Below are 24,902 nucleotides of genomic sequence, written 5' to 3' on the forward strand. Positions count from 1 at the left end.
ACACAGAAACGCCTCTTCATGACAACGCCGCTCCAAGATCATGGGCTTGGCCCCGGGCCCGGTCACTCCCCGGCCCCCCGGCGCCCGCGCGGCGGCCGGGGGCTCGTCCCGGCCCTGGGGCTGGGCGCCATGGTCGTATCGATGATGCAGACGCTGCTGGTACCGATCCTCGGCATCATCCAACGGGACCTGCACGCCTCCGCCGCCGACGTCAGCTGGCTGACCACCGCCACCCTGCTGTCCGCCGCCGTCTGCACACCGCTGCTCGGCAGGATGGGTGACCAGTACGGCAGGCGGCCCGTCCTGCTCGGCGTGCTGGCCGTCACCGTCGCTGGATCCGTGCTGGCCGCCCTCACCGACAGCCTGCCCCTGCTGATCGCGGGACGGGTCCTGCAGGGGGCGTCAACGGCCGTCTTCCCGCTCGCGCAAGCGGTGCTGCGCGAGCAACTGCCCGCCCGACGCCTCCCCGCGGCCATGGGCACGGTCAGCGGCACCCTCGCATTCGGAACCGGCCTGGCACTGGTGGGCGCGGGCCTGCTCACCCGCGGGGACGCACCCGACTACCACCGCGTTTTCTGGCTCGCGACGGCCGTTTCCGTGCTGAGCCTGGTGGCGATCGCGGTATACGTTCCCGCCTCCACTGCGACGAGCGGCGGACACACGGACTGGCGAGGTGCCGCGGGACTGACCCTCACGCTCGTCCTGCTGCTGCTCCCGATATCGCGGGGCACTGTGTGGGGCTGGACCTCCGGCTGGACGCTGGGGTGCCTGGCCGCAAGCGGTGCAGCCGCAACCATCTGGGTACGGGTGGAACACTCCGTGCCGGATCCCCTGGTCGACATGCGCGTCCTCGTCCGCAGGCCGGTGTTCTTCGCCAACCTCGCGGGACTGCTGCTGGGTTTCGCGATGTTCTCGCAGTTCATCCTCGTGTCGGCACTGGTGCAGGTCCCGCCGTCCGCCGGCTACGGCTTCGGTGCCTCCGCCCTCGGCGCCTCCCTGCAGTATCTGCTGCCGTCCTCGCTGGTCTCCTTGGTGGCCGCGCAACTGGCCGGCACCCTGGTGCGTCGCACCGGGCCGCGACGAACCCTCGCCATGGGCGCGGTCACGGGTGTCGTCGGGTTCGCGTTGCTCGCGGCCTGGCACAGCAGCAGTGCGGCGGTCCTCGGCTCCGGCATGCTCGTCGGCGTCGCGATCGCGTTCGGCTTCGCCGCGTTGCCGGCCGTCCTGCTCGCCGCGGTGCCGCCGGAGCAGACCGCAGTCGCCAACGGTGTCAATTCCGTGGCCCGCTCGGTGGGCAGCGCGGTGGCCAGCGCCCTTGTGGCCACACTCGTCGCAACGGCAGGTCAGGGCCATCCGCCCGCCGAGTCCCGCTTCACGACGTGCTTCGCCGCCGCCAGCGCCGCGTTCGCCCTGATCGCTCTCTTCGCACGCTTCGGCATGGCCGCACCCCCCGGCGCCCCCCGACACCCGGCCGCTCCCAAAGCCACGAGCAAGCCGGGCACCTGCCCGGCCCGCTAGGCCCCCTACCCCCACCCCCATCCCCCTCATGGGCGGGCGGCACACGCTGCCGCCCGCGCCCGAAAGGTGAACCACATGGCAACGATCCTGATCACTGGCGCCTCCGACGGGCTCGGCCGTGCCCTGGCGGAAGACTTGGCCGCCGACGGCCGGCACACGCTGCTGCTGCACGGCCGCAACAAGGCCCGGCTCGCCCGCGTCGCGGAGACCACCGGTGGCGTGGCCTACCAGGCGGACTTCTCGTCGCTCAACGAAGTCCGGCGCCTCGCCTCCGAGGTCGCCGCCGCGCACGACCGGCTGGACGTGCTCGTCAACAACGCCGGCGTCGGCTTCCACGTCGAGGGCACCGAACGGCTGACCTCCAAGGACGGCCACGAACTGCGCCTGGCCGTCAACTACCTGGCCCCGGTGGCACTCTCCCGGGCACTCCTGCCGCTGCTGCGCCGCGCCGCACCCTCGCGCATCGTCAATGTCGCCTCCATGGGTCAGCAGCCGGTGGACCTCGACGATCTCCAACTCACCCGCGAATACACGGACGTCGCTGCCTACTGCCGTTCCAAGCTGGCGCTGATCTGCCACAGCCTGGACCTCGCCCAGGAACTCTCCGGGAGCGGCGTCACCGTCAACAGCCTGCACCCCGCGGCGTTCATGCCGACCACCATGTCCGAGAACTCCGGCATGGACTTCGTCGAATCACTCGAGCAGGGGGTGGCCGCTACCCGGCGCCTGGTCGACGCTCCCGAGCTGGCCGGAGTGACCGGGCGGTACTTCGACGGCCGTCAGGAAGCCCGGGCGGCAGCCGAGGCCTACGACGCCGAATACCGGCGCCGGCTGGCCGCCATCACCGACCCGCTGCTCTGACGGGCGGGGATCGGACCGGCTGACGAAGACGGCAGCATGGAAGGCACCGGCCGCTTTCGGAACGCGGGTACGGTCTCACGGAAACCGACAGGCCCTGGAGATACCGGGCGTCACCGTCGGCATCCGCGATGACGTGCTGGGCCGTGAAGCCGTGACGCTGGTCCCCTACGGGCCGACAGGCCATCAGATCGCGCTCAGGTCTGGGGCCCGAGCGGTGGTCCGTGCGAACTGCAGGGCGGAGAGCGCGGCGCCACCGCGGCCGGTGGGGTCAGTTGCCGTTGGCTGCCGGACGGGCGCCGGTCGCACCCGAGGATCGGGCCCACGGTGGCGGTGAACGGCCACGAACTGTCGTACAGGAGCAAGTCACCGGGACCGAGTGACGAGTACGTCCGGGCCTGTTCGATGCTCTGCTGTCCGCTGAGGGTCAGCGCCAGCTGGTACGTCTCCGGATCGGACCCTTGGATGAGCCGCGCGGTGCGCTGGGACGCGAGCGGCGTGTAGGCCATAACCGACAGCTGGGCCGGCCCGAGGGCCATGGCCTGGATCCGGGCTTTGAGCCGCTCCGGTTCGAGGAAGGTGGTGCGGGTGGTGATCAGAGCATGCCCAGTGGCCGCCACCCAGGCCGCCGCCCGGTCGGGGGCCGGCAGGTGAGCGGTGTCGAGCACGGTGGTCAGCATGACGTCCTCTGAGTTGATGCCGCCAGGTGGCACGGATGCTAGGCGGACCTGTCCGCCCGTCACGGCACTCGAGGTGGACGTTCCAGCCGGCGCTGAAGGCGCCCTCGTTTGGGCTGCAGCGGCTGGCATCCCAGCCACAGCGCAACAGTCCGGGATCGAAGAGCTACTGCGCTCGCGGGACACCTTGCGGAGTACCTCTTCAGCGTGCTGCTGGACCAGTTGGGCTTTCCCCAGGCCGCCCAGCCCTCACCGGAGCCATAAGAAACGGCGTTTTAACTGACGGGCGTGGGTGATGTCTGCACAGCTGCCCGGCCTGGTCGGGCTGCAGAACAGCACGCGGCCGTTCTCGACCGTGACGACCATGGTCTTGAAGGCGTTTCTTCTTGTGCTCTTGCCGGAGTGAACTTGTCGCGGTCCTTGCGGCCGGCCGCCGGGCCCGGATTTCGGTGCCGTCGACGATCCCGGTCTTGCTGTCGGTGCCGAGCTGGCCGATGGCCTCCGCGGGAGTCCGCAAGCGCACACTGGGACTGATGGTGCAGCCGCCCTCGGCGAGCAGGCGCCGCACCTCGCCGATGGCACGGGTGATGGTGGAGCGGTCCCCACCCACCAGCAGGCCAGCACGCATGAGTGACGGCATGGCGCAGATGCACGAGCGTCGCCAGGAGCGCCGGTCGACGAGCACCAGCTGGTGCATGCACCCGCGCCCACAGCCCGCTTCCGCGGCCTGGACGAGAGTTTGGCCTGGTGTCGCTCGTGCCACAACGGTTCTACCTCAGCAAAGAGTTCAGCGATCACGTCAGCCGACAGGCCGGTGATCCTCCGATCGCTGATGATCACTGCACGAGACGCTTGGCATCCGGCCTGGTGGTCGCCTTTTCGGGTTCCGCCCTGAGGGCCTGGGTTATTCTTCGGGCCGCTGTTCGAACAGATGGCGCAAGCGCATGGACGGATTGGGTGCCGGCTCGGAAGCAGATCGACACTGCGGCCTCTACGGTGCCGTCCGGCCCGTATATCGGGGCCCCCACACAGTGGACGTCCGTAGCCATCATCCTGTCGCTGTTGGAGTAGCCGTTCCTGCGAACGGCGGCCAGCATGGAACGGAGTCGGCCAGGGTCCGTCACGGTTTCCTCGGTGTAGGGAACCAGCGGCTTGCTCAGGTATTCCTCCCGCACCTCGCTGGGGGCGTGTGCAAGCAATACCAGCCCGGCGCCCGTGGCGAAAGTACCGAACCGGCCGCCCGCACGGCTGACGGCCTGCGGGGCGTTGGGCGCGCTGAGACGCTCGAGGATGACGACGTCCATGTGATCTCGAACGGAAAGGTGGATGTGCTGCTGCTTCGTCACGTCGTACAGGCCCTGAAGGAACGGCAGCGCCACATCCCGAATACCATGCCCACGAGGCGCAAGGGCAGCCACCTCCCACAACCGCAGACCCACTGTGTAGCGTCGGTCACGGCCACGCTCAAGGGCTCCCCAGGCGACGAGTTCGGCGGCACGACGATGGACCGTGGGCAGTGACAGGCCCGTGCGCTGCGACAACTCGGTGAGCGTCAGCGCGCGCTCCTCCTGGGAGAAGGCTCCAAGCAGTGCCAGGATCTTGTCAGTGACCGACATACCGCGATCATCGGACATCTTCTCCGCCCCCTTTCGAATGGTCGCCGAATGGCACATTTTTCATTACGCCATCACGAGGGTCCCGTTCCGATCACCGACATCTTCCGGCCGCCGACGGAATCACACCAGGAGGCTAAACAAAATGTCGACTATATGAACATGTGGTCGCAGACGGACTCTGCACGGTCGCGGCCCGCCCTCTGGTCGACTTCCCGGCGAGAGCCGTGATCCACTGTGTCGGGCCGGCGACGCCCGCTGACCGGGTCCCAGTCGTCGCGGCAGCCTCACCTGGTCCGTTCGACCAGTGGGCTTGGGCTGGGAGCCGAGGGTTCGCCAAGGTGGGTCGGGCCGCCGCCGAGCGCCAGGGCGGTGGAGGCGGTCGCGAGGCGGAACCGTCATCTCGCGGCGCCGGTGTGCGGGCCAGCGCCCCGCCCGTTCACCTGCGGGTGGGTTTCCACGGGCGATTCCTCCCGGCTCAGCGCCGAGGTGGCCTCGGTGAACCCGGAGGCGAAGGGCGAGCAGTGCCGCTCCGCCTCCGGCGGCGCTCACGCCGACCGCTCTCCTCACCGGGCGGGACTCCGCCCTTGCCACGTGTCCGTGGGTCCGGTTACCGGCTGCTCTGCGCCGGACGCCTCCCTGCGGCTGAAGCCATGACCCGCGTACGGGTCAGGGTCGGTCGGAGACGGGAGCGGCGATGATCCGGGACGGACGGCTGCCCTTCGGGCTGTCCACCGCAACCGCGATGGCTCCGGCTGTGCGGTCGATGTCCCCAGTTGCGGCCTGTTGCGCGAGGACCGCATTCACTCTGTCGGCCAGGCCGGGGTACTGGCCGTCGTACGCCGAGATCGTCTCGGCGTCGGCTGGATGGACCAGCCCCGCATGCCGGTCGGCTTCCGTCGTGCGCGCATGCGAAACGACGGTGCAGACCTCGATCCCGAATCCTGCCAGTTCTCGTGCGTAGCTCGCCGCCAGGTGGTCGATCAGCGTGACGGTCTCGGAGTGCAAAGCGAGGTAGGGAGTCGTGTCCGCACGGTTCACGGCAGGCAGCACCCACACGAGCAGTCCGTCCCGGCGCTCGCGCATCTGTGGCAACACAGCTCGGTTCACCCGCTGGGTGGAGAGAACGTGCGCGTCATAGATCTGCGCCAGCTGGTAGGGAGTGAAGGATTCGACGGGCCCCCGGGGCACCGGGCCCATGCCATGGACGACCACGTCGATACGGCCGGCCTCCACGGTGATCTCCCTGATCGCGGCGGAAACCGAGCGCTGGTCGGCCACATCAAGCGCCAGGGGCCGCAACCGGATGCCTTCCAGCAACATCTGCTTCTCCAACTCACCAAGACGGGCGGCTGAGAGGCCGGAGGAGGGCCCGATCCCGGCGTACGCCATGTGACCTGCGCAGGCCAACGCCAGTGCTGTTGCGGCACCGAGCCCGGTGGAAGCGGCGGTGACAAGGGCGACCTTGGACATCAGGCTCCTCCCTGTCCGGTGCGTCCGCGCAGCGGAGCGCCGGCGTGGCGAAGCTCGGGCCGCGGGTGCCCGTCAGGCTGCGGCGCGGCTCGGGAGATCGCGTGTCCTCCTGTGTCCGTCGCCGTCGCGGGGTCCACCTTCTGGGTATCCGCAGTGATTTTCATACGAGACCTGGCCCAACATGCCTTGTGCGGCGGACGGAATGTGCTGCCCCTGCCGGGCTGTTCGCTCGGCACGGGTATCCCGGGCTGGGGTCCCGCCCGATAGATGCAAGGTGCACCTGACCACGTCCCCAATATCGGTCCGGCTTGGACCAAGTCGCCTCGGTCAAATGACTGTGCAGGAGACTGCGTCTCGGCGTCCGCGGCTGACCCGTGCGAACCCCGCGCCCCGACGATCCGGTCGCCGGAGCGGGGCGATGTCGAGGCGATTGGTTCCGATGGCCTCAGTGCTCACACGGTCATACAGCCTCACCTGCTGGAAACAGGGCCACTGCGGCCGGGAGCGGTGCACCCGGCGGTCCGCGCGCCCGTGGACCGCCGTCCGAACGGGACCGTCATGGACGATAGGTCCGGACGCCCCTACGTGAGGGGGGAGCGGGAAGTCCGCAGCGCGCTTGTGCCCCGGTAACTCGCACGACGGTGAGGGCTGGACGAACGGCTGTCCAGGACGGGGCGACGCGGTGGCCGATTGACAGATGCACGTCGGGCGGGGCCGGGGAAGCCTGGTGCTCGCCGCTGGACACGCCGCACTCGATGCGTGTCAGGGCGGCCCACGGAGAGTGCCGGTCCGGCTTCCCCTGCGTCGAGCAGCGGTTGTCGGCTGCGGACCGCTCCCCTTCGAGGACACGGCACACGATGCGGCTTCTCGTCCCGTCCATCTCGCCGTTGATCTCGCCCGATCGGGCACGCCTCCACCGCGTGCACAACGTTGACGCAGATGGGAGATCTGATGGACGACACCGGCGGCGGCCAGGGCGGCACGATCGTGCTGATCCACGGGCTGTGGGTGAACCCCCGCAGTTGGGAGGGATGGAAGCACCACTACGAGGCCCGGGGCTACCGGGTGCTCACACCTGCATGGCCCGGCCTCGACCGTGAAGTGGAGGAGATCCAGCGCGACCCCGTCGGAATCGCGGGGGTCGGCCTGGAAGAGGTGGTCGAGCACTACGAGACGATCATTCGCGGTCTGGACCGGCCGCCGATCATCATGGGCCACTCCTACGGGGGCGCGGTCGTGCAGATCCTGCTCGACAGGGGGCTGGGCAGCGCAGGAGTCGCCATCGACTCGGCAGCGGTCAAGGGCGTCCTCTCCCTGCCCCTGTCCACGCTGAGGTCTGCCTGGCCTGTCCTGGGCAATCCCGCCAACAGGAACAAGGCGGTCCCGCTGACGGCGGAGCAGTTCCACTTCGCCGTCACCAACACCTTGAGCGAGAGCGAGTCGGCCGCCCATTACCAGCGATATGCCGTTCCGGGTTCTGCCCGGGTCCTTTTTCAGGGGGCGTTCGCCAATTTCAATCCGAAGGCCGCCACACGTATCAACTTCCGCAACGGCCGGCGGGCCCCGCTCCTGTTCATCGCGGGAGGAGCCGACCGTATCGTCCCGCCCAAGGTGAACAAGGCCAATTGGCACCTTTACCGCAAGTCGCCCGCCATCACGGACTATCGGGAATTCCCCGGGCGTTCGCACTTCATCATCGGCCAGAAGGGCTGGGAGGAGGTCGCCGACTACGCCCTGAACTGGTCTGAGGAACACACTCCCGCCCGGGTGTGACGGCGGGTGGCCGGCCACGCGCCCGCCATGAGCGGGCCCTGCGCGGCACACGCCGACCGGTCCGGCCCTTTCACATCCAGCCCGCACCCTTCGCGCGAACCGAGGTCCCGCACAGTCATGACACAGCCAATCCTGGAGACAGCCATGCACAAGCGTCCCAAGCACCGTACCTTCCGCCTCACCGTACTGGGCGCCACCGGCGTCGCACTCGCGGTCGGTGCGACCACCCTCGCGTCGGCCGCGCCGTCGTACTTCGGCAACTCGGCCCCGAAACCGACTGTCATCCTCGTCAACGGAGCCTGGTCCGGTCCCGCGAGCTGGCATGGCGTGATCAAGCGACTGCAGAGCGCCGGTTACCCCGTCGCCGCCCCGCCCACCGGCCTGCGCAGCCTGCCCGGCGACTCGGCCTACCTGGCCTCCTACCTCAAGACCATAAGGGGCCCCATCGTCCTGGTCGGCCAGTCCTACGGCGGGTCCGTCATCACCAACGCCGCTACCGGCAACCCCAACGTCAAGGCCCTCGTCTACATCTCCGCCTTCGCCCCCGACAAGGGCGAGACCGTCAAGGAGCTGACCGCCAAGTTCCCCGGCACCCATATCACCACCGACCCCAATCCCGATGCCCTGCCGACCGCCCTCGACCCCGTTCCTTTCACCCTCGCGGACGGCACCGGCGGAGTCGACCTCTACGCCAAGGCCGACCAGTACCGCGACCTGTTCCTGAGCAACCGCCTCAGCAGCAAGGACTCTGCCGAACTCGCCGCCGAGCAGAACCCGGTCAACGCGCAGGCCCTCGGCGAGGCGTCCGGTGACCCGGCCTGGAAGACGATCCCCTCCTGGTACCTCGTCTCCAGGGAAGACCACCTCATCCCACCGGCCACCGAGCGCTTCATGGCCGCTCGCGCCCACGCCCACACCGTCGAGGCCGACACCCCCCACGCCGCACAGGTGACCAACCCCGCAACCGTCAGCAAGCTCATCGAACAGGCCACCGACACCATCCGTTGAGAGGACGGCACTCACGCGGTCGCCGGGCCCCCGGGACGCCCCCGCGCTCCGTTCACCGCCGACCGGTGAACGCCACCAGCGGGAAAGGCACCCGGGCCGCCCGGTCATAAGACCACCCGTCGTCCGACCGGACTTCGGAACCGGGCCGCCGGCGACACGGTCAGGAGCGGTGATGGCTCGGCCACCGGTCTGCGGTCCTTCCGGACCCGGATCCCGCAGCGTGCCGCCGTCCGGGCCACCCCAGCCCAAGCGTGCCGACGCCATGCAGTCAGGCAGCCGAGCCGGTATCCGGCCGACGACCCTTTGCGGTCACAGGACAGCCGCCGGCGCCCCCCTTCACCACCCGATACCGCCGGCCCCTGACGTCGGCCCGTCGGTCCCACACCAGCAAGCGAGTGCCGAGCCGCCGTGGCCGGCACGCGACAGTGAGGTAGAACCATGCCCGGAATGAAAGACGTCGCCACCAAGGCGGTGGATGTCGACGGAACGCCCTTCGCCTACCGCGAAACAGGAGCGGCCGGGGGTGTTCCCCTCGTGCTTCTGCACCACGTCACCGCCGTGCTGGACGATTGGGACCCGGCAGTCGTCGACGGCCTAGCGGCCGAGCGGCACGTCATCCTGGTCGACCTGCGGGGGGTGGGCGCTTCCGGCGGCGCGACACCGGACAGTTTCGAAGCCATGGCCGACGATGCCGTGGCGTTCATCGAAGCTCTCGGACTGGGGACAGTCGACCTACTGGGGTACTCCCTGGGCGGCATCGTCGCCCAGGTGATCGCCGAGAGGCACCCCGGCCTCGTCCGCCGGATCATCCTCGCGGCCACCACCCCCGCAGGCGCCCAGGGGCCTGCCGCCACCGGCGCCGTGCTCCAAGCCGCCTTCCAGAAGGCTGCCTCGGAGGGCAAGCACCCCAAGCACTACCTGTTCTTCGAGCCGACGCCCGCCGGCCAGGCAGCGGCGGACTCCTTCCTCCGGCGCCTGGACGAGCGCACCGAGGACCGCGACACTCCTGTGTCCGACGAGACGATCGCGGCGCAGTTGACCGCACTGACCAGATGGGAGAAGGGCGCCTCTCCCGTCGGCCTGAAGAGGCTGGAACATCCCGCCCTGGTGGTCAACGGCGACAACGACACGATGTGGCCGACCGCCGGCACGCTGGAACTCGCCCGGCTGCTGCCCAATGCGAAGCTGGCCATCTACCCGGACTCGGGCCACGGCGGCATCTTCCAGTACCACGAGCTGTTCGTGCAGCAGGCACTGGAATTCCTCCGCTCCTGACACACGCGCGTCAGCCGTCCGCTGCTGTCCCGGGGGCGATCCCTGCCTCACAGCCGTGATCCCCGAGTGTCCGGACACGGTTCGGACCGTGCTCGCTCGAAGCGAGAACCGCCACGTCGACCATCGACTCGCCGCGGCTCGGGCCGGGGGTACGGGGCCTGTGATCCGTCCACACCATCGGTGATGAACCCCATGCGCCCGTCCGTGCCCGCGCCACGGCCGGTCCCTGGCGTGGGTCGGGAAACCGCGACCTGTGATGTTCTCCGTTGCCGTGCGCGGTCTCGCGGTGGCAGCCCTCGTCGGCAGGGGTCCGGCCACCGACGGCTTTCCGCGACAGGCGCCTACCGAGCACCACAGGGATGCACCGCCGAGCGTCAGACGGCCGTGGTGGGCAGTGCCGCCACGGGAGCAGCCGCAACCGTTGTGGAAACACAGTCGTATCTCTCTCCCCGTACGCAGGCCACGTCCTCACAGACCAGGCTTCCCGCACAAGGGAGCCTCGCCTGTCTCATCAGGCCGCCGAACAGGTTCGGCTGGTTGCTCGACTGCCGTGAGTGCCAGCCGTTTGAAGAAGCCTCCAGGTCCAGCAGTTCGCCGAGGGCGCCCGGGAGGCCGCTGCCGTCCAAAGGCCGACGGCACGCGCCCGGGCAACCGCTACCGGTGCGAGATCAAGGCGACGAGGCGCGTCGCCAGGGCCTCCTGCGCGCGGTCGACCTCGTGCGCCCGCACCCCCGGCAACTGCCTTCACCGGGATCGCGCTCGCTCCTTCCAGCCATGCGGAGCTGCTCCTTCCCACTCCCCGGCCGCCGGTGGTCGGCCGAGTCGGTGATCGGGACGGCGACGGCTGCCCTGCGCCACCGACACGAGGAGAACTGCCGGCCCGTCACACGCACGACCGCTCGATCGGATCTCTCGCGCACGCAGTCCACGACGCCCGCCCGCGGTGTGCCCTCACACCACGAGTCACACACCACGAGTCACACACCACGAGTCGGACAGCACTTTCATCCAGTGAAAGTTTTTCGCGGTGCAAAGCCCGGCCGGTAGCATCGGCATCCCATCTTATTCAAGTCTCAAACGGCCCAGGTGTCTCGGTGGACCGGGCTCTGCGCGGACGGTTGACTGGAGCGTGACCGATGGGTGACCTGTTCGAGGGAGACGTGCGCGCCACCCTGGTGGGGCGCACGCGGGAAATCGGGCGCATCTGCGATTTCGTCACCTCCACCAACCGCGGTGGAGCGCTTTTGATATCAGGACAGGCGGGAGTGGGAAAAACGGCCCTGATCGATGCTGCTGCGGACATCGTGTCATCGACCGGAACACGGGTCCTGCGTGCCGCGGGAGTCGCGTTCGAGGCCGACGTGAGCTACTCGGGTCTGAACCAGCTCCTCTTCCCCCTGTCCGATTCGTTCAGCGCCCTCGACAGCGTCCACAACGATGCTCTGCGCATCGCACTGGGCTTCGGCAGCGGACCGCCGCCGGAGCGGCTCGTGGTGTCCAGTGCGACCCTGACGCTTCTGCGTCAGGTGGCCTCCGACGACCGATTGCTGCTCGTCATCGACGACCTGCCGTGGCTGGACCGCGCAAGCGCCGCTGTCCTGGGTTTCGTCGCGCGCAGGCTGGACGGCAGCCGGATTGCTTTCCTAGGGGCCATGCGCTCGGGGACCGAGACCTTCTTCAGTCGCATCGGGCTCCCCGAGTACGAGGTCCCGCCGTTGGACAGGGAGGCGTCGAGGGAGTTGCTGGACGCACGCTTCCCTCATCTCGCCGAGCGGGTGCGGCAGCGGCTGCTGACGGTGGCGGAAGGGAACCCGCTGGCTCTGCTCGAGTTGCCGACCGCGCTGACCGGGCAGCAACACGTTGCGTTGGAGGGTCTTCCGGCCGTTCTGCCCCTCAGTGAGCGACTGCAGGTGCTCTTCGTCTCACGGGTCCTGGCCCTTCCCGCTCCGGCACGGCACCTCCTGCTGCTCGCGACGCTCGACGGAACCGGTGACCTCGGCGTTCTCCAGGCGTCAGCACGCCAGACCGGCCATGACGGCGGTCTGGAGGCTCTCGCGCCCGCCGAGCGGGACCGGCTGGTGTACTTCGAGGAAGCCAGCCGACGTCTCGTCTTCCGCCATCCTTTGATCAGCTCAGCGGTGGTGCAGGCCTGCACCACCGCTGAGCGCCGCTCGGCCCATCTCGCCCTGGCCCACGTACTGGTGGAGCAGCCCGAGCGCCGGGCCTGGCATTTGGGCGAGGCTTCCGTCGAGCCGGACGAGGAGGTGGCCTCCCTCCTCGAACGGGCCGCGCACCTCATCAGCGCGCGCGGCAACGCCGTTGGGGCGGCGGCGGCCCTGGTTCGGAGCGCCGATCTGAGCCCCCGCGGTTCGGACCGTGCCCGAAGGCTGGCCGAAGCAGCCTATATCGGCGCCGATGCGACCGGCGACCTCCGGAGCGTGACTGAACTGCTCGAGAACGCCCGCCAAGCGGATCCGGGCCTAATGGACTCGTTGCACTCCGCTGCTGCCGCCGTCTACCTGACCATCAATGGCGGCGGAGACATCGACACCGCGCACCGACTGCTGGTAGACGCCATCGAGTCCGGCACCCACCGTTACGACGCCAAGGACGCCGCTCTCATCGAGGCGTTCCACCTTCTGCTGCTCCTCTGCTTCTACGGCGGGCGTGCCGAACTCTGGCGTCCTTTCTACACGGCACTCGCCCGCTTGCATCCGGAGCCGCCGGCGCTGTTGTCCGTAGCCGGCAAGACGTTCTCCGATCCGGCTCGCTCGGGGGTCGCGGCCCTGGGGCAACTGCAATCCATCCTCAGTGGACTTCCCGACGAGAGCGACCCCGGCCGCATCGTGCGTATCGGAACCGCGTCGCTCTACGCAGACCGGTTGGCAGACCTGCGCGGCCCTTCCTGGAAAGTCGTTCTCCAGGGACGGGACGGCGGTCCTGCCCGAAGAACTCTCGGCGCCCTCATGCATCTGTGCCTGGGTGACTTCCTGTCCGGAAGGTGGGACGAGTGCACGGAACTGGCCGACGAGGGGCTGCAGTTGTGCGAGGACTCCGGATACGGTTTCTTCGCCTGGTACTTCTGGTACTGCCGAGCTCTCGTCGCCGCCCCGCGCGGTGACGACGCCACAGTCGGCCGTCTGACCGACCAGATCGTCCGCTTCGCGACGCCGCGGGGAATCGGAACAGCGCTGCACTACGCCCGACACGTACGCACCGTCGCGGACCTGGGGCGCGGTGAGTTCGAAAGTGCGTTCCAGCACGCATCGGCCATCAGCCCTCCAGGTATCTTCGCATCCCATGTGCCGCACGCCCTGTGGGTGGCGATGGACCTCGTCGAAGCCGCCGTCCGTACCGACCGCCGGACAGAAGCAGTCGCCCACGTGCGCGCCATGCGCGAGACGGGTATCGCAGCATTCACCCCCAGGCTCGCCCTGCTCGCCGGAGGGTCGGCGGCGCTGTGCACCGAAGACGACGAGGAGGCGATACGTCTGTTCGACGCGGCCTTGGCGTCGCCCGGCGTCGAGCGGTGGCCGTTCGACCTGGCCCGGGTTCGGCTCGCTTACGGTGAGAGGCTGCGCCGGGCACAGGCGAACTTGGAGTGCCGAGGACCGCTGAGCATGGCGCTCGACGCCTTCACTTCGCTCGGCGCCCGTCCCTGGACGGAACGCGCGTACAAGGAGCTGCGCGCCTCCGGATGGATCGCCCCGAGAAAAGCAGCGGCCGGGAACACGTTGCTCACCCCCCAGGAGCGGCAGATCGCGGAACTGGCCGCATCGGGGCTGAGCAACAAGCAAATCGCCGCGCGGCTTTACCTCTCCCCCAGAACAATCGGCGCGCACCTGCACCAGGTCTTTCCCAAGCTCGGCATCGCCTCACGCGCAGCGCTGCGTGACGCACTGACGAAGTTGGATGAATGACCCGCATCCCGGGCACCGCGACCGGCACAGCCGCCGCATGAGCCGCATCACGACACCGAAGCCGTCGCGACAAAATCAATACCCTGTACGGCGAGGACTTTCATCATGGGTGACCGTGCACGCGTCCTCGGTTACGTCGGGTGCACGTCGGTGAGCGCACCTTGATCAGCATGGTGGTGGCTGCGGGAATCGACGTGGCGTACAGCGTGGTGGGTGAGCACGAACCGCTGATCGATCTGATGCGGTCTTTTCCCGGTCGTGTGCGCGTCGTCAGCCCAGGAGAGGCCGCCGAGGCGGGTGCCTTGCTGGTCCTGCTGATGCGATTCGAGAAGCACCGGTCGCTTCCCTCAGGCCTGGGGGCCGGAAAGCCGCTCATCGACATGACCAACCGTTACCTCCGGCGCGTACCGCTCGCCCGGGAACTGGATCGCGAGCGCACGACGAGCAGCGAGTTGCTGCAGCGTCACTTCACTGACGCACACGTCGTCAAGACCATCAACAACATCGGCTACAAGCACTCCAGGGACCTGGCCCAACCTCAGGTCACGGAGAACAAACGGCACTGCCCCTTGCCGGAGACGACGCTGCCGCCAAAGACGACGTCACCCGGCGGCTCCAGCGCCTGGGCTTCGACGTCGTCGACGTGGGCCCGCTGCGCGAAGGGTGGCGCTTTCAGCCCGGACAGCCGGCGTGCCACACTCCCTACGGCGCCGGCGACGCGAGTGACATCCGTCAGCAGTCGGCCGCCCCGGCGCCTGCGGCGAAGCTCAGGCAGATGCTCAATGCCGCTGAGCGCTGACGCCTGCGTCTCAGAGGTGTTGCAGAAGGCTTGGTGGCGGCGTCGGTGGGTGATGGCCGACCTGCTGTTTCACCCTGCCATGGCGAGGTTGTGCATGGTGGCGACGGCCCTGGACGGCGTGGTGGAGGCCGTCGCCGATCCTCCGCGACTGCCGCCAGAGGGTTCCTCCTGGCCGCGCAGGAGGGATCGTCCGGCTCGTCTGCGGTGCGGGACGATCAGGCCGGTACCCAGGCAGGCGCCGTCCGCGATCACCCTGGTGCCCGCCGCCACGGCTGGCGGGTCCGACTCGCGCCAGACATGCGCGTCTGCTTTGTCGCCGGGGGCCGGCCGGAGGGATGTCACCACCAGGCGGGTGTCAGCATGACGATGACCTGCACATTCGCCGAGAACCGGTAGGTGCGTGAGGAGGCTGCGACCTTACGGTCACGGACCGGGATCAGGGTGCCGTCCACGATCCATAACCGGTCGACGCCCGGCACCGGCCTGGGCGCCGGCTCCAGCGCGAGCAACGGCCGCGGACGCTGGATGTTCCGGCAGGCGATGGCAGGTGAGCGGCCGAAGAGCGTCGCGAGCTGCCGCATGGTGAGGTTCGTGCGGTGATACACGGCCACCAACAGCACCCACTCAGCCAGCGGAAGACACCACGGCCGACCACCACCCGGGCCATTGCCGCCCCGGCTCAGCCCTCAACACCCCACCCGTACAGGCAAAATGCCCGCTACCAAGCCTTCTGCAACACCCTTTCGCTTACGTTGCACAACTCACTCAGGAGCTCAGCCGGGCAGGTAGGTCCGCGGGAGGATGTCCGCTCGACGCATCTCATACCGACACCGGTTCGGTGCGGCGCGGTTCGACCGGCGGGCGGCGTGCAGGCGTGGCCTGGCGCCGACCCCGGTCCGGTCCCACGGCCGACGCCAGGCCGTCCGGAGCAGCTCAGGCACGCCGCTGCTGCCACCGGTCGTTCGGGACAAGATCAGCGCACCCGGACACCCCTGGCCTAAATCGCCGAGACCTCAACCCATTCCGGGACGATCAGCTACTCAGTGTTTTTCCCGGCGTGCAGCGCAGCTACGGCTGCGTCTACGTCCGCATCGTTGTTGAAGTAGTGGAAACCGAAGCGGACGCGGTCGGCGAGCGTGGTGGCTCGTATGCCGTGGGCGGCCAGCGTCTCGGATGTGCGTCGCGGGTGTTCGGCCCGCAAGACGACGATGTGGGACCGCGGACCTTGCGCGACCCGGTGGTATCCGAGAGCGGTGGCTTCGACGAGGAGTCGGTCGGCCAGGCGGAGGCAGTGGGCCTCGACCCTGGCCGGGTCCAGCTTCGTCAACAGGCGAAGAGACGCGCAGGCGCCGATCCAGGAGAACCAGGCGGGTGAGGTGTCGCAACGGGACGCCGTGTCGGCGAAGTCGGGTGGGCCCCCGAAATAGCCGTGGGGGGAAGGCGTGGACTTCCAACTCGGGGCAAGTGGTGTGAGTCCGGGCACGCGGCGTGGCTCGGTGACCAGCCACGCCGCACCACGGGGGCAGAGCATCCACTTGTATCCGTGGACAGCCAGGTAGTCCGGCCGCACTGCGTCGTAGTCGAAGCGCAGTGCGCCCAGCGATTGGGTGAGATTGACGAAGAGACGTGCCCCCACCCGGTCGGTCGCCACACGCAGCGCCGGGAGATCCATTCGTTGCCCCTCGCGTGTGGTGACTTCACTGATGGCGAGCATGACAGTGTCGTCATCGATCGCATCGATCAGGTCGGCAACGTGGGTGGTGCCGTTCCTCGGCGGCACTGCGACCACCTCGTGACGGGCGAGCCAGGGGAAGAGATTGCTCCGGAACTCCTCGGCCGCCAGGACGATTCGTCCCGCCGGCAGGGAACCCGCGACGGTCGCTGCTGCTTCGGATAGTGATCCGAGGGCGGTGACCGTCTCCGCCTCCACGCCCAGCAACCCGGCGAACAGCCGGCGCGCTTCGTCAGCGGCGGCGTCCCAGGAGAGCCAGTCGAAGTCGCCGGTCGCCCAGTCGGACAGAGCGGTCCGCAGAGCATCGAGAACGGGAGCGGCGCCAGGTGGGCAGCCGGGGGTGTCCAGCCAGACGGTGGAGGCGAGCGCGGGAAAAAGAGCGCGGAACTCCTCGGGGCTCATGAGCGGGGGATGGCCGCGACGGCCTCGATCTCGACGACGATCTCGGGCGACGCGAGCCCGGCGACCACGATGAGCGACTGTGCGGGCCAGTCCCCGTCGGGATACCAGCGTGCGAAGACGTCGCTACGTGCCGAGCGGCAGCCCGCCACGTGCTCCGTGCCGGCCACCATGGTGAAGACCTTCAGCAGGTGTTCCGGCCCTCCTCCGGCACCGGCGAGCAGGACACCGAGGTTGTCGAGGATCTGCCGGGTCTGGGTGGCGGCGTCGGAGCCTGCCAGGGTGCCGTCGGGCAAGGAGCCGACCTGACCGGAGACGAAGATCAGCTCGTTGTCTGCGCTGGTCGCGGCGAGGTGGCTGTACTGCCCGACCGGGGGGCCGATCTCGGTGGGGCTCCATCGGCGGATCACAGAGCACCCCCGCCGATCCGGTGAAAGCGGAGGGCTCGCCGGGGGCCGGCGCCCTGGTGCGGACGGCTGCCGGCCCCGCAGCAGCGGTGCAGGACCCTGCACCTCCCGTGTGCCATGACGTGTCGCCGATCAGGCCGGCGTGCAAGGCCCTCATGCGCCATGACGTCCTCCTGGCAATCGCAGTGGTGTGAGCTCGACACAGTAGGTCGCACAAAGGTCACGGTGAGCCGCAGGCCGTCAGAGTTTCAGATAATTGAAAAACCTCTTCGATTATGTGCAGATCCTTGGCTTCGACGCCGCATAGTGGTCGGACCGCGGCGACCCGATGCGAGGAGGTACTTCAGATGGCCGGCCAGCCCGAGGGCGAGCGCGTGCTGAAACGCGTCGAGGGGAGCGCAGTGGCCTCGACGAGGCTGCTTCCGGTGAGCGTCCGGCGGAGGAACAAGAGTGGTTGGGAACATCACCTCTGCCTACCGGTGGTCGCATGCGAGGCAGGAGGACAGCGGACACGAAGGGCGGCATCGCAGCCGGTCTCCGGCCACGCTCGATGATCTCGACTTTGGTTCCGATGTCCCTCTGTGGTGCCGCTTGCGGTCCGTGGAAGGAGAAGAAGTGATGGAAGCGGCGGGAGCCCCGGCACTCGCGTCGACCCGGCTGGCAGGTGAACTGGCATGAGCGATGACGACAACGATGAACGCCACACCCTTCTGCGCACACTCGACCGCGGACTGCGCGTGCTGGAGACAGTGGCCGCCGGGGACGGCAGCGCCACCGCCAAGGTGCTCAGCCGACAGCTCGACATCAAGATAGGCACCTGCTACCACTTGCTGCGCACGCTGGTCGTCGGCGGCTACGTGGTCCGTCTCTCCGGAGGACGCTATGACGTCGGCCCCAAGGCCGCGTCGCTGAGTCGGCACCTTCAGCGGCGGTCCGGGCCGTCTCCCGAACTCGCCGTCGTACTCGCCCGCCTGCACGCCAGGACCCAGGAAACGTCCTACCTGGCAGGGTGGTACCACGGCAGCCTCGTACTACAGCACTACCTGACTGGGGCACACACGCTGCACGTCGCCGCTCTCGACGTCGGATACTCCGCCCACACGCATGCCCGGGCCTCCTGCAGGGCGGTACTCGCCCACCTGCCCCCGGAACAGGTGGCTGTGATGTATGAAGGACTTCAGCTGGCGCCCCTCACTCCGCACACCATCACCGACTTCGAGCAGCTCACCGTCGAACTCGCGGCGGTCCGCCGACAGGGTTACGCGATCGAGCGCGAGGAGTTCACCCCGGGTGTCGCCTGTGTCTCGGCCGCCTTCTTCAAGGAGGACGGCGCTCCCGCAGGGGCCTTCGCCGTCGCTGTTCCGGTGAGCCGTTTCGACGAACGGCGGGATCAGCTGGTCGTCGGCGTGCGCGAGGCCGCCTCCATGGCGACCAGCCTGCTACGGACCGGCCGGCTGGGCGTACCGGCACGTTTCCCGTCCGTCCGGTCGGACAGCCACGCGTCGTGAAACCGCCGGAGGGTGCCCGCGCGGTGGTCACCGAAACAGCTCAGCTCGCGGGATCGATAGAGCGTGTGCGCTGCACCCGGCCTCTGCGGGTGCCTCGGTCGCGGCGCTCGACCGTGACCTCTCCTCGGGTGGCACAGCACCTGGCGAGGAGGGTCCGGCCTCACTATCGATCAGGCAGCACGCCGTCGCCTGCGGTGCGAAGGCCGTGCAGGGTCACTGTGATGCAACCGGCCGCGACCAGGTACGTTCGCGATCGGTGCCGTACTCGTCGTGTCGGGCCGGGTCGACGTAGCGGTCTGCAAGCGAAAGGGGGGCGCGGGCCCCGCACATGGCCCTCGGGCCGCTGAAACGGACCTCGCAGAGGTCGACCACGCCCATCGTCTCGGCCTGGTCGGACCGGGCACCGCTGCCAGGAGGCAGCAGGCTCGATGAAGCGGCAGGACGTCGGTTCCCTCGTCAGCCTCTCCTCGGGCAGCGGCCCGGCCCCGGCCCCGGCCTACCAGTGCGATCACACGTACTACGGGACCGCCGGGGCCGCGGTCACCCGGTACGCCCGGTATCTCGCACGCGACCTCGGCCCCCACGGGACCAGGGTCGACGTGATGGCCCCGGCCTGATCTCCACGGGGCGGCTCAAGGCCCGCCACGCCGAGACGGGCCGGCAACCAGATGTTCCTGACGCCGCACTCGGCCGTGCCGGGAACCCCGAGGAGGGGGCCGCCGCGGTCGAGTTCCAGCAACCACCCCACGGCCGGACACTTCACCGGACACGGCCTCGTCGCGAAGGCGACGTTCCCCGCGGAGCCTGACTGTCAGCCCCGCACCACCACCGAAAGGAGCGTGGCCACAGCCATGCCGGAAACAGCCGAACTGCTCGGCTATCTGGAGTCGATGCAACGCATCAGGTTCTTCGAGGAGGAGGTCGCTCGCCTGCGCGCAGCCGGCGACCTCGTCGGATCGATCCACCTGTGCAACGGCCAGGAAGCCATCTACACCGGAGCGTGCGCCGCCCTGGACCTGGACCGGGACGCGGTCTTCCCCACCTACCGCGGCCACGGCTGGACGCTGGCCTGCGGAGCACCGCCCTACCTGCTCTTCGCCGAGCTGCTGGGCCGCCGGACCGGCATCAACGGGGGACGGGGCGGGTCGGCGTACCTGACCGCCCCGGAGTACGGCATGTACGGCGAGAACTCGATCGTGGGCGCCGGAGCACCGATCGCGACGGGAGCCGCTCTGGCGGCCGCCTACGATGGATCGGGACGCGTCGCCCTGGCGGCTTTCGGTGACGGGGCCATGAACCAGGGCGCCGTGCACGAGGCGTTGAACTTCGCCGCTGTCCGTCGTCTGCCGGTGATCTTCCTGGTGGAGAACAACCGCTACTCCGAACTGACGCCGATCGCCGACATGGTGCGCGTGGGCAAGCTGTACAAGCGCGCCTCCGCATACGGCATCACCGGCATGCGTATCGACGGCAACGATCCGCACGGCGTGCACCTAGCGGTCCGGCACGCAGCAGAGCGCGCACGGGGCGGTGAGGGTCCGATCCTCCTGGAAGCGGTAACCCAACGGCTCGTCGGTCACTACATCGGCGACGCACAGCACTACCGGCCCGCCGGCGAACTTGACGAGGCTGCGGCGGACGAGCCCATCGTGCGGCTGTCCGCCGGACTGCGAGCCGCCGGCGTTCCGGCCTCCGAGATCGACGCCGTCGCACACCGAGTGCAGACGGAGATCGCCGAAGCGTCCGCACGCGCACTGGCCGACCCCCTGGCCGACCCCTCGACTGTGCTGGAGCACCTGTATGCCTGACACGAAGCACCTGTCCTATGCGGAAGCGGTCAACGCCGCATTGCGCCGGGCCCTGCAGCAGCGACCCGAGACACTGCTCTTCGGTGAGGACGTCGGCACGCCAGGTGGTGTCTTCGGCGTCACCAAGGGACTGCGCAAGCAGTTCGGTGAGCGGGTCTTCGACACCCCGATCTCCGAAGCGGCCATCCTCGGCGGCGCGGTCGGCGCAGCGATGCTCGGCCGCCGCCCCATCGCCGAGATCATGTGGGCCGACTTCTCCCTCGTCGCCCTCGACCAGATCGTCAACCAGGCTGCCAACGTCCGCTACGTATCCCGAGGCAGCCTCTCCGCGCCTCTCACCATCCGCACCCAGCAAGGCAGCGCCCCGGGGGCCTGCGCCCAGCACTCCCAAAGCCTGGAAGCGCTGTTCGCCCACGTGCCGGGGCTTCAGGTATGCATGCCCGCTACACACCAAGACGCCTACGACCTGTTGCTGGCATCGATCTGGTGCGACGACCCGGTGATCGTCATCGAGAACCGGACTCTCTACCACGCAAACAAAGCCGACGTCCGGGTCGACGGCGAGGTACCACCGATCGGTGGCGCAGCCGTGCGCCGGCCAGGAACCGACGTGACCGTGGTGACCTGGGGCGCAATCCAACAGCAAGTGCTCGACGTGGCGGACAACCTGGACACCGAGGGGATTCGGGCTGAGGTCATCGACGCCAGGTGGATCCGCCCCCTCGACCTGACCACCGTCTTCGCCAGTGTGCAGCGAACCGGGCGTCTGGTGGTCGTCCACGAAGCCCACACCATCGGCGGCGTCGGCGGCGAGATCCTGGCCGCCCTCGCAGAGGCGGGCATCCCCCAGCGCTCCGCCCCCGTACGCGTAGGAACGCCTCCCGTACGCATCCCGGCAGCCCCCGCCCTGGCCGCCGCTGTCATCCCCGGCCGCGACGCCATCGCGGAGGCCATCACACAATCCGTTCGTTCTTGAGCCCGAGCAGGCCGAAGAACATCCGTACCTCACGCGCCGAAGCGGAACCCGCCGAACCCACGCTCGATCCAGTCCCTGAGTGCCGCGCTCGTCGCCGCAGGCGTCGCGAAGTTGTCGGTGGACAAGCTGGGTGCGGTGAGTGAGCCGGAGTCGCCCTCCGGGGCCGAAGCCGTGCCGCATGCTGGGAGCTGACCGGAGCCACGCTCACCGCCTGGCCGGCTCGCTGACCAGGCGTCCGTCGCGGTGGAGGAGGTTGTCAGTGAGCCGTTCGTGCACTATGACCCTGAGAACGGTATGGGCGTGTGGATCGACCAGTTCATCACCGCCTGGCGCATCGATTTGACGGTCGTCCTGCGGACCCGCAGCCCGCGAACCGCCGCGCAGCTGGCGGGGTCCGGTATGGAGGTGACCATCGTGCCGGTGTCCGCACTGGCGGGACGGCCCTCGGCCGTGGTGCGCCGTCGGGAAACTCGGTGCACCGCGATGGCCTCGCCATCACGATGGTTCCCTCCGATGCGCTGGTGCGCAGGTTCATCGATGCGCTGGTGCGCAGGTTCATCGCCGACCTGCGGCGGGGGCTGCCCAGCGTGAACTCCGAGGCGCGGGACCAGCCCGGGGGGCCCGGCCGCGGAGCAGTGAGCCTCGCCACCAGTGACTGTGTGGGAGCTGATCCACGCGCCCGCCGACCGTGAACCGGAGCGTGCCGGCCTGCCTGGCTGTCACACCTACAGTGCTTGTCACGCCAACAGTGCTGGGTGCGTTCCCTGCACCACGCGAGACATGCCGCACGGTTGCTCGCGAAGTAGCATCCGGTACCAGAGGCTGGGGCGATGATAGAGCCTGTTCAGGAACCAGGAGAGTCGGCGCCGTTCGGCGTGGAGCGCGATCCGGCCCGGGTGGTCGCGTTCAGCGACGCCGTCATCGCCATCGCCATCACGCTGCTCGTCCTGGAGATCCGCCCGCCGCACGACACCCGCCACCTGTTGCACGGCCTCGCCACGCTCTGGCCGTCCTACCTGGCCTACGCTGTCACCTTCATGCTCATCGGGCAGGTGTGGGCCAACCATCACATCATGTTCGACCACATCCGTAGCGCCGACCGGGCGGTGCTATTCCTCAACACCGTACTGCTGATGGACATCGCGTTCCTGCCGTTCGCCGCCTCCGTGCTGGCCGACTCGTTCCGCGACGGGCACGGGCAGCGCACCGCCGTCGTCCTGCACGGCATCGCGTTCGAATTCGCGGCCGTTCTGTTCAACGTCATCTGGTGGTACGTCCGTCATGATCGTCGGCTACTCGCCGCCACCATCGATTCCGCCGGCGTGACAGCAATCGGCCGGCGTTTCCAGCTCGCCCTTATCTGGCTCGGTACCGGAACCCTGCTCGGTGCCCTGCTCCCCGTACTCGGCGTGGCTGTGATCAGCGCTTTTATCCTCTATTACTGGCTGCCCATCGCGGGCGAGATCGCCAAGGCAAGGCCTCGGCACGGCCACGGCGATCAGAGCTAACCACTGGAGGTGTCACCCGGCTGCGCCGTCGCGAGTGCGCTGGTAGTGGCGCCGCGCCTTCATGCGGTTGCCACAGACGGCCATCGAACACCATCGGGCCTTGTTCGTCTTGCTGCGGTCAATGAGGAACAGCCGGCACTCCGGGTTAGCGCATGGCCGCAACCGGCCGGGCATCATCTCCTGCAGCGCGCTCCAGGCCAGAACGGCCTCCACCGCGATCCGGCGCTCCGCGGGGGCGTCCAGCTCCCACGACACCCCTGCGGACGAGATGTGCGGGCGGGAGGTGACGTCCTCGAGTAGTGGGGTCAGCGACGCGGCCGGCCGACTGCCACGTACTACGTCCTGCAAGGCATCACGCGCCCGCAGGAGGTGCCGGCGCTCTTCTGCGCTGCCGCTGCCGCCGTGGGCTTGCTGCCAGGAGCCGGCCTCTTCGGCGTCGGCCAGCTGGTCCCGGACTTCCCCGTTGACCACCGGCGTCGTATTGAGGAGCTCCAGCAGTGCGTCCTGCTGTTCCCTGCCGGCCATCATCGCCTACTCCTAACCAGATTAATTCGCTTGACAGGTTACACGAACACAGTGAATGCCTGGGCCGTCGACCGCGTCAGCGGCGGTCGGCTGCGGCCGCCCGTCGGCTGGGCCGCCATCGCCGGTGGCGGTACCCTCGCCGGCATCGGCTTCAAGGTCTCCCTGCTGATCGCGAATCTCGCCTTCACCGAAAGGTCGCTGCAGGAGGCCAAGGTGGGCATCCTGGCCGCGGTCGTGGCATCCAGCCTGCACAGCTCGCCGGTCTACTGCTTCACCGCGCAGCTGCCCGCGCGGCCCGCCACCGCGCCCTACCGGTGCTGAGCCGCCTCTCACCGACCTGGCCAGCGGTGTCGACCCCGGCCTCGATCACGTCAAAGGTCCAGAGGTCGCCGCGGTCACCGTCGTCGAGTACGGCGACGCTGAGGTCGCGGCGGCCCAAAGAGCCTTCTGGCCCATGCACACCTTGCTGCTGCAGCGCCAGGACCGGCTGGAAATGAGCGCGACCTGCTCGGCTACGCCGCCGAACTCGGCCTGGACGTACACACGCTCCGTGAGGACCTGCGCCGCCGGATACACAGCGACCGGATCGAGCGCGACATCGCCTCGGCCGACCGCAGCAGGGTCTCCGGGACACCCGCCTTCTTCTTCAACGGTCAGCGCCATAACAGCGCCCCCGACCTCGGTGCACTCACGCAGGCCCCCGGCGCGGCACGCGAAGGCGCTGAGCGAGCCTGTTTGAGGCCGGAGCCCAAAGAGCAGCTCCGCGTCCTGCGCCTGGCCGTGCGCCGGCACCGAACCCGGGCGCAGCGCGGGCCAACCCGGCCGGGCCGCGCGGGCCGCCGGACCACGACCCGCGCGAGCACCAGGCCGGCGCCCACGCGTCTCAGGCCGGTCGCCAGGAGAGTCCACGGAGCCAAGCCGACGCCCTCCGATGCAGTGCGAGGCGGACAGGCGGGCGTCGACCGCCTGGGTGGGCGCCTGCGCCGGCTGAGGACCTTCCCCAGGCGGAGGCTGGAGCCAGCCACACCGCCCGGGCGTGGCGACACCCCGACCACAACCGCAACCTAACCAGTAAAATTCTATTGACAGGTTAGGATGGGCATGCTCGACTGGAACTGTAACCAC

At 68.9% G+C, this 24,902-nt stretch carries 22 protein-coding genes and 2 pseudogenes; 14 read left to right on the forward strand and 10 right to left on the reverse strand.

Annotated elements, in window-relative coordinates:
- Positions 1-129 precede the first annotated feature (129 nt).
- Positions 130-1,518: an MFS transporter gene (locus AB0946_RS32555; protein WP_366764268.1), complete on the forward strand. Its 1,389-nt coding sequence runs from the start codon at positions 130-132 to the stop codon at positions 1,516-1,518.
- A 75-nt stretch (positions 1,519-1,593) separates the two neighbouring features.
- Positions 1,594-2,379 (forward strand): SDR family NAD(P)-dependent oxidoreductase, encoded by a 786-nt coding sequence (locus AB0946_RS32560; protein ID WP_366764269.1) that lies wholly within the window; start codon positions 1,594-1,596, stop codon positions 2,377-2,379.
- Positions 2,380-2,573: 194 nt separating this feature from the next.
- Here the strand turns inward: AB0946_RS32560 and AB0946_RS32565 are convergent, their stop codons facing one another.
- The 3 genes from AB0946_RS32565 to AB0946_RS32575 all read right to left on the reverse strand — a co-directional run bounded on the left by AB0946_RS32565 (position 2,574) and on the right by AB0946_RS32575 (position 6,139).
- Positions 2,574-3,056 carry a hypothetical protein gene (locus AB0946_RS32565; RefSeq protein ID WP_366764270.1) on the reverse strand — a complete coding sequence of 161 codons (483 nt, stop codon included), beginning with the start codon at positions 3,054-3,056 and terminating at the stop codon, positions 2,574-2,576.
- An 833-nt stretch (positions 3,057-3,889) separates the two neighbouring features.
- A complete protein-coding gene (locus AB0946_RS32570; RefSeq protein WP_366764271.1) occupies positions 3,890-4,669 on the reverse strand; it encodes an IclR family transcriptional regulator in 780 nt (259 codons plus the stop codon).
- Positions 4,670-5,335: 666 nt separating this feature from the next.
- Positions 5,336-6,139 carry an SDR family NAD(P)-dependent oxidoreductase gene (locus tag AB0946_RS32575; protein WP_366764272.1) on the reverse strand — a complete coding sequence of 268 codons (804 nt, stop codon included), beginning with the start codon at positions 6,137-6,139 and terminating at the stop codon, positions 5,336-5,338.
- Between the two features lie 951 nt (positions 6,140-7,090).
- Between AB0946_RS32575 and AB0946_RS32580 the strand changes: the two genes are divergently transcribed.
- The 4 genes from AB0946_RS32580 to AB0946_RS32595 all read left to right on the forward strand — a co-directional run bounded on the left by AB0946_RS32580 (position 7,091) and on the right by AB0946_RS32595 (position 14,115).
- Positions 7,091-7,912: an alpha/beta hydrolase gene (locus AB0946_RS32580; RefSeq protein WP_366764273.1), complete on the forward strand. Its 822-nt coding sequence runs from the start codon at positions 7,091-7,093 to the stop codon at positions 7,910-7,912.
- A 117-nt stretch (positions 7,913-8,029) separates the two neighbouring features.
- Positions 8,030-8,920 (forward strand): alpha/beta hydrolase, encoded by an 891-nt coding sequence (locus tag AB0946_RS32585; RefSeq protein WP_366764274.1) that lies wholly within the window; start codon positions 8,030-8,032, stop codon positions 8,918-8,920.
- Positions 8,921-9,358: 438 nt separating this feature from the next.
- Positions 9,359-10,195 carry an alpha/beta hydrolase gene (locus AB0946_RS32590; protein WP_366764275.1) on the forward strand — a complete coding sequence of 279 codons (837 nt, stop codon included), beginning with the start codon at positions 9,359-9,361 and terminating at the stop codon, positions 10,193-10,195.
- A gap of 1,136 nt (positions 10,196-11,331) precedes the next feature.
- Positions 11,332-14,115: an AAA family ATPase gene (locus AB0946_RS32595; RefSeq protein WP_366764276.1), complete on the forward strand. Its 2,784-nt coding sequence runs from the start codon at positions 11,332-11,334 to the stop codon at positions 14,113-14,115.
- A gap of 131 nt (positions 14,116-14,246) precedes the next feature.
- Here the strand turns inward: AB0946_RS32595 and AB0946_RS32600 are convergent, their stop codons facing one another.
- The 6 genes and pseudogenes from AB0946_RS32600 to AB0946_RS32625 form a co-directional block, all read right to left on the reverse strand.
- Positions 14,247-14,450, reverse strand: a complete 204-nt coding sequence (locus AB0946_RS32600; RefSeq protein WP_366764277.1) for a hypothetical protein — start codon at positions 14,448-14,450, stop codon at positions 14,247-14,249.
- A gap of 12 nt (positions 14,451-14,462) precedes the next feature.
- A complete protein-coding gene (locus AB0946_RS32605) occupies positions 14,463-14,633 on the reverse strand; it encodes a hypothetical protein (protein WP_366764278.1) in 171 nt (56 codons plus the stop codon).
- Positions 14,634-14,653: 20 nt separating this feature from the next.
- Positions 14,654-14,812 carry a hypothetical protein gene (locus tag AB0946_RS32610; RefSeq protein WP_366764279.1) on the reverse strand — a complete coding sequence of 53 codons (159 nt, stop codon included), beginning with the start codon at positions 14,810-14,812 and terminating at the stop codon, positions 14,654-14,656.
- A 171-nt stretch (positions 14,813-14,983) separates the two neighbouring features.
- Positions 14,984-15,591, reverse strand: a pseudogene (locus AB0946_RS32615) (transposase family protein); the annotation flags it as partial.
- A 359-nt stretch (positions 15,592-15,950) separates the two neighbouring features.
- Positions 15,951-17,048, reverse strand: a complete 1,098-nt coding sequence (locus AB0946_RS32620; RefSeq protein WP_366764280.1) for an aminotransferase class V-fold PLP-dependent enzyme — start codon at positions 17,046-17,048, stop codon at positions 15,951-15,953.
- Positions 17,045-17,455, reverse strand: coding sequence for a RidA family protein (locus tag AB0946_RS32625; RefSeq protein WP_366764281.1), 411 nt, complete (start codon positions 17,453-17,455; stop codon positions 17,045-17,047). Before AB0946_RS32625 ends, AB0946_RS32620 begins: the two co-directional genes overlap by 4 nt.
- 671 nt (positions 17,456-18,126) lie before the next feature.
- Between AB0946_RS32625 and AB0946_RS32630 the strand changes: the two genes are divergently transcribed.
- The 6 genes and pseudogenes from AB0946_RS32630 to AB0946_RS32655 all read left to right on the forward strand — a co-directional run bounded on the left by AB0946_RS32630 (position 18,127) and on the right by AB0946_RS32655 (position 23,252).
- Positions 18,127-18,960, forward strand: coding sequence for an IclR family transcriptional regulator (locus AB0946_RS32630; RefSeq protein WP_366764282.1), 834 nt, complete (start codon positions 18,127-18,129; stop codon positions 18,958-18,960).
- 419 nt (positions 18,961-19,379) lie between these two features.
- A pseudogene (locus AB0946_RS32635) lies at positions 19,380-19,577 on the forward strand (SDR family oxidoreductase); the annotation flags it as partial.
- Between the two features lie 234 nt (positions 19,578-19,811).
- The gene (locus AB0946_RS32640) at positions 19,812-20,768 is read left to right on the forward strand and encodes a thiamine pyrophosphate-dependent dehydrogenase E1 component subunit alpha (protein WP_366764283.1); all 957 of its coding nucleotides are present in this window, start codon (positions 19,812-19,814) and stop codon (positions 20,766-20,768) included.
- Complete coding sequence (locus tag AB0946_RS32645) at positions 20,761-21,744, forward strand: transketolase C-terminal domain-containing protein (RefSeq protein ID WP_366764284.1); 984 nt, start codon at positions 20,761-20,763, stop codon at positions 21,742-21,744. Before AB0946_RS32640 ends, AB0946_RS32645 begins: the two co-directional genes overlap by 8 nt.
- 243 nt (positions 21,745-21,987) lie before the next feature.
- Positions 21,988-22,335 carry a LysR substrate-binding domain-containing protein gene (locus AB0946_RS32650; protein ID WP_366764285.1) on the forward strand — a complete coding sequence of 116 codons (348 nt, stop codon included), beginning with the start codon at positions 21,988-21,990 and terminating at the stop codon, positions 22,333-22,335.
- 239 nt (positions 22,336-22,574) lie between these two features.
- A complete protein-coding gene (locus AB0946_RS32655) occupies positions 22,575-23,252 on the forward strand; it encodes a TMEM175 family protein (RefSeq protein WP_366764286.1) in 678 nt (225 codons plus the stop codon).
- Positions 23,253-23,264: 12 nt separating this feature from the next.
- On the opposite strand, the gene AB0946_RS32660 is transcribed toward AB0946_RS32655, so the two are convergent.
- A complete protein-coding gene (locus tag AB0946_RS32660; protein ID WP_366764287.1) occupies positions 23,265-23,780 on the reverse strand; it encodes a CGNR zinc finger domain-containing protein in 516 nt (171 codons plus the stop codon).
- A 27-nt stretch (positions 23,781-23,807) separates the two neighbouring features.
- Between AB0946_RS32660 and AB0946_RS32665 the strand changes: the two genes are divergently transcribed.
- The gene (locus tag AB0946_RS32665) at positions 23,808-24,098 is read left to right on the forward strand and encodes a Na+/H+ antiporter NhaA (protein WP_366764288.1); all 291 of its coding nucleotides are present in this window, start codon (positions 23,808-23,810) and stop codon (positions 24,096-24,098) included.
- 210 nt (positions 24,099-24,308) lie between these two features.
- Entirely contained in the window at positions 24,309-24,845 is a 537-nt protein-coding gene (locus AB0946_RS32670; RefSeq protein WP_366764344.1) for a hypothetical protein, read from the forward strand.
- Positions 24,846-24,902: the final 57 nt, after the last annotated feature.

The organism is Streptomyces sp. NPDC046870, from assembly GCF_040704595.1.
GTDB lineage: Bacteria > Actinomycetota > Actinomycetes > Streptomycetales > Streptomycetaceae > Streptomyces > Streptomyces argyrophylli.

Coding starts and splice junctions, on each gene's coding strand:
- AB0946_RS32555 (WP_366764268.1), top strand. CDS start 130: ATGGTCGTATCGATGATGCAGACGCTGCTGGTACCGATCCTCGGCATC.
- AB0946_RS32630 (WP_366764282.1), top strand. CDS start 18,127: ATGAGCGATGACGACAACGATGAACGCCACACCCTTCTGCGCACACTC.
- AB0946_RS32595 (WP_366764276.1), top strand. CDS start 11,332: ATGGGTGACCTGTTCGAGGGAGACGTGCGCGCCACCCTGGTGGGGCGC.
- AB0946_RS32660 (WP_366764287.1), bottom strand. CDS start 23,780: ATGATGGCCGGCAGGGAACAGCAGGACGCACTGCTGGAGCTCCTCAAT.
- AB0946_RS32640 (WP_366764283.1), top strand. CDS start 19,812: ATGCCGGAAACAGCCGAACTGCTCGGCTATCTGGAGTCGATGCAACGC.
- AB0946_RS32655 (WP_366764286.1), top strand. CDS start 22,575: ATGATAGAGCCTGTTCAGGAACCAGGAGAGTCGGCGCCGTTCGGCGTG.
- AB0946_RS32570 (WP_366764271.1), bottom strand. CDS start 4,669: ATGTCGGTCACTGACAAGATCCTGGCACTGCTTGGAGCCTTCTCCCAG.
- AB0946_RS32560 (WP_366764269.1), top strand. CDS start 1,594: ATGGCAACGATCCTGATCACTGGCGCCTCCGACGGGCTCGGCCGTGCC.
- AB0946_RS32565 (WP_366764270.1), bottom strand. CDS start 3,056: ATGCTGACCACCGTGCTCGACACCGCTCACCTGCCGGCCCCCGACCGG.
- AB0946_RS32590 (WP_366764275.1), top strand. CDS start 9,359: ATGCCCGGAATGAAAGACGTCGCCACCAAGGCGGTGGATGTCGACGGA.
- AB0946_RS32585 (WP_366764274.1), top strand. CDS start 8,030: ATGACACAGCCAATCCTGGAGACAGCCATGCACAAGCGTCCCAAGCAC.
- AB0946_RS32580 (WP_366764273.1), top strand. CDS start 7,091: ATGGACGACACCGGCGGCGGCCAGGGCGGCACGATCGTGCTGATCCAC.
- AB0946_RS32645 (WP_366764284.1), top strand. CDS start 20,761: ATGCCTGACACGAAGCACCTGTCCTATGCGGAAGCGGTCAACGCCGCA.
- AB0946_RS32575 (WP_366764272.1), bottom strand. CDS start 6,139: ATGTCCAAGGTCGCCCTTGTCACCGCCGCTTCCACCGGGCTCGGTGCC.
- AB0946_RS32620 (WP_366764280.1), bottom strand. CDS start 17,048: ATGAGCCCCGAGGAGTTCCGCGCTCTTTTTCCCGCGCTCGCCTCCACC.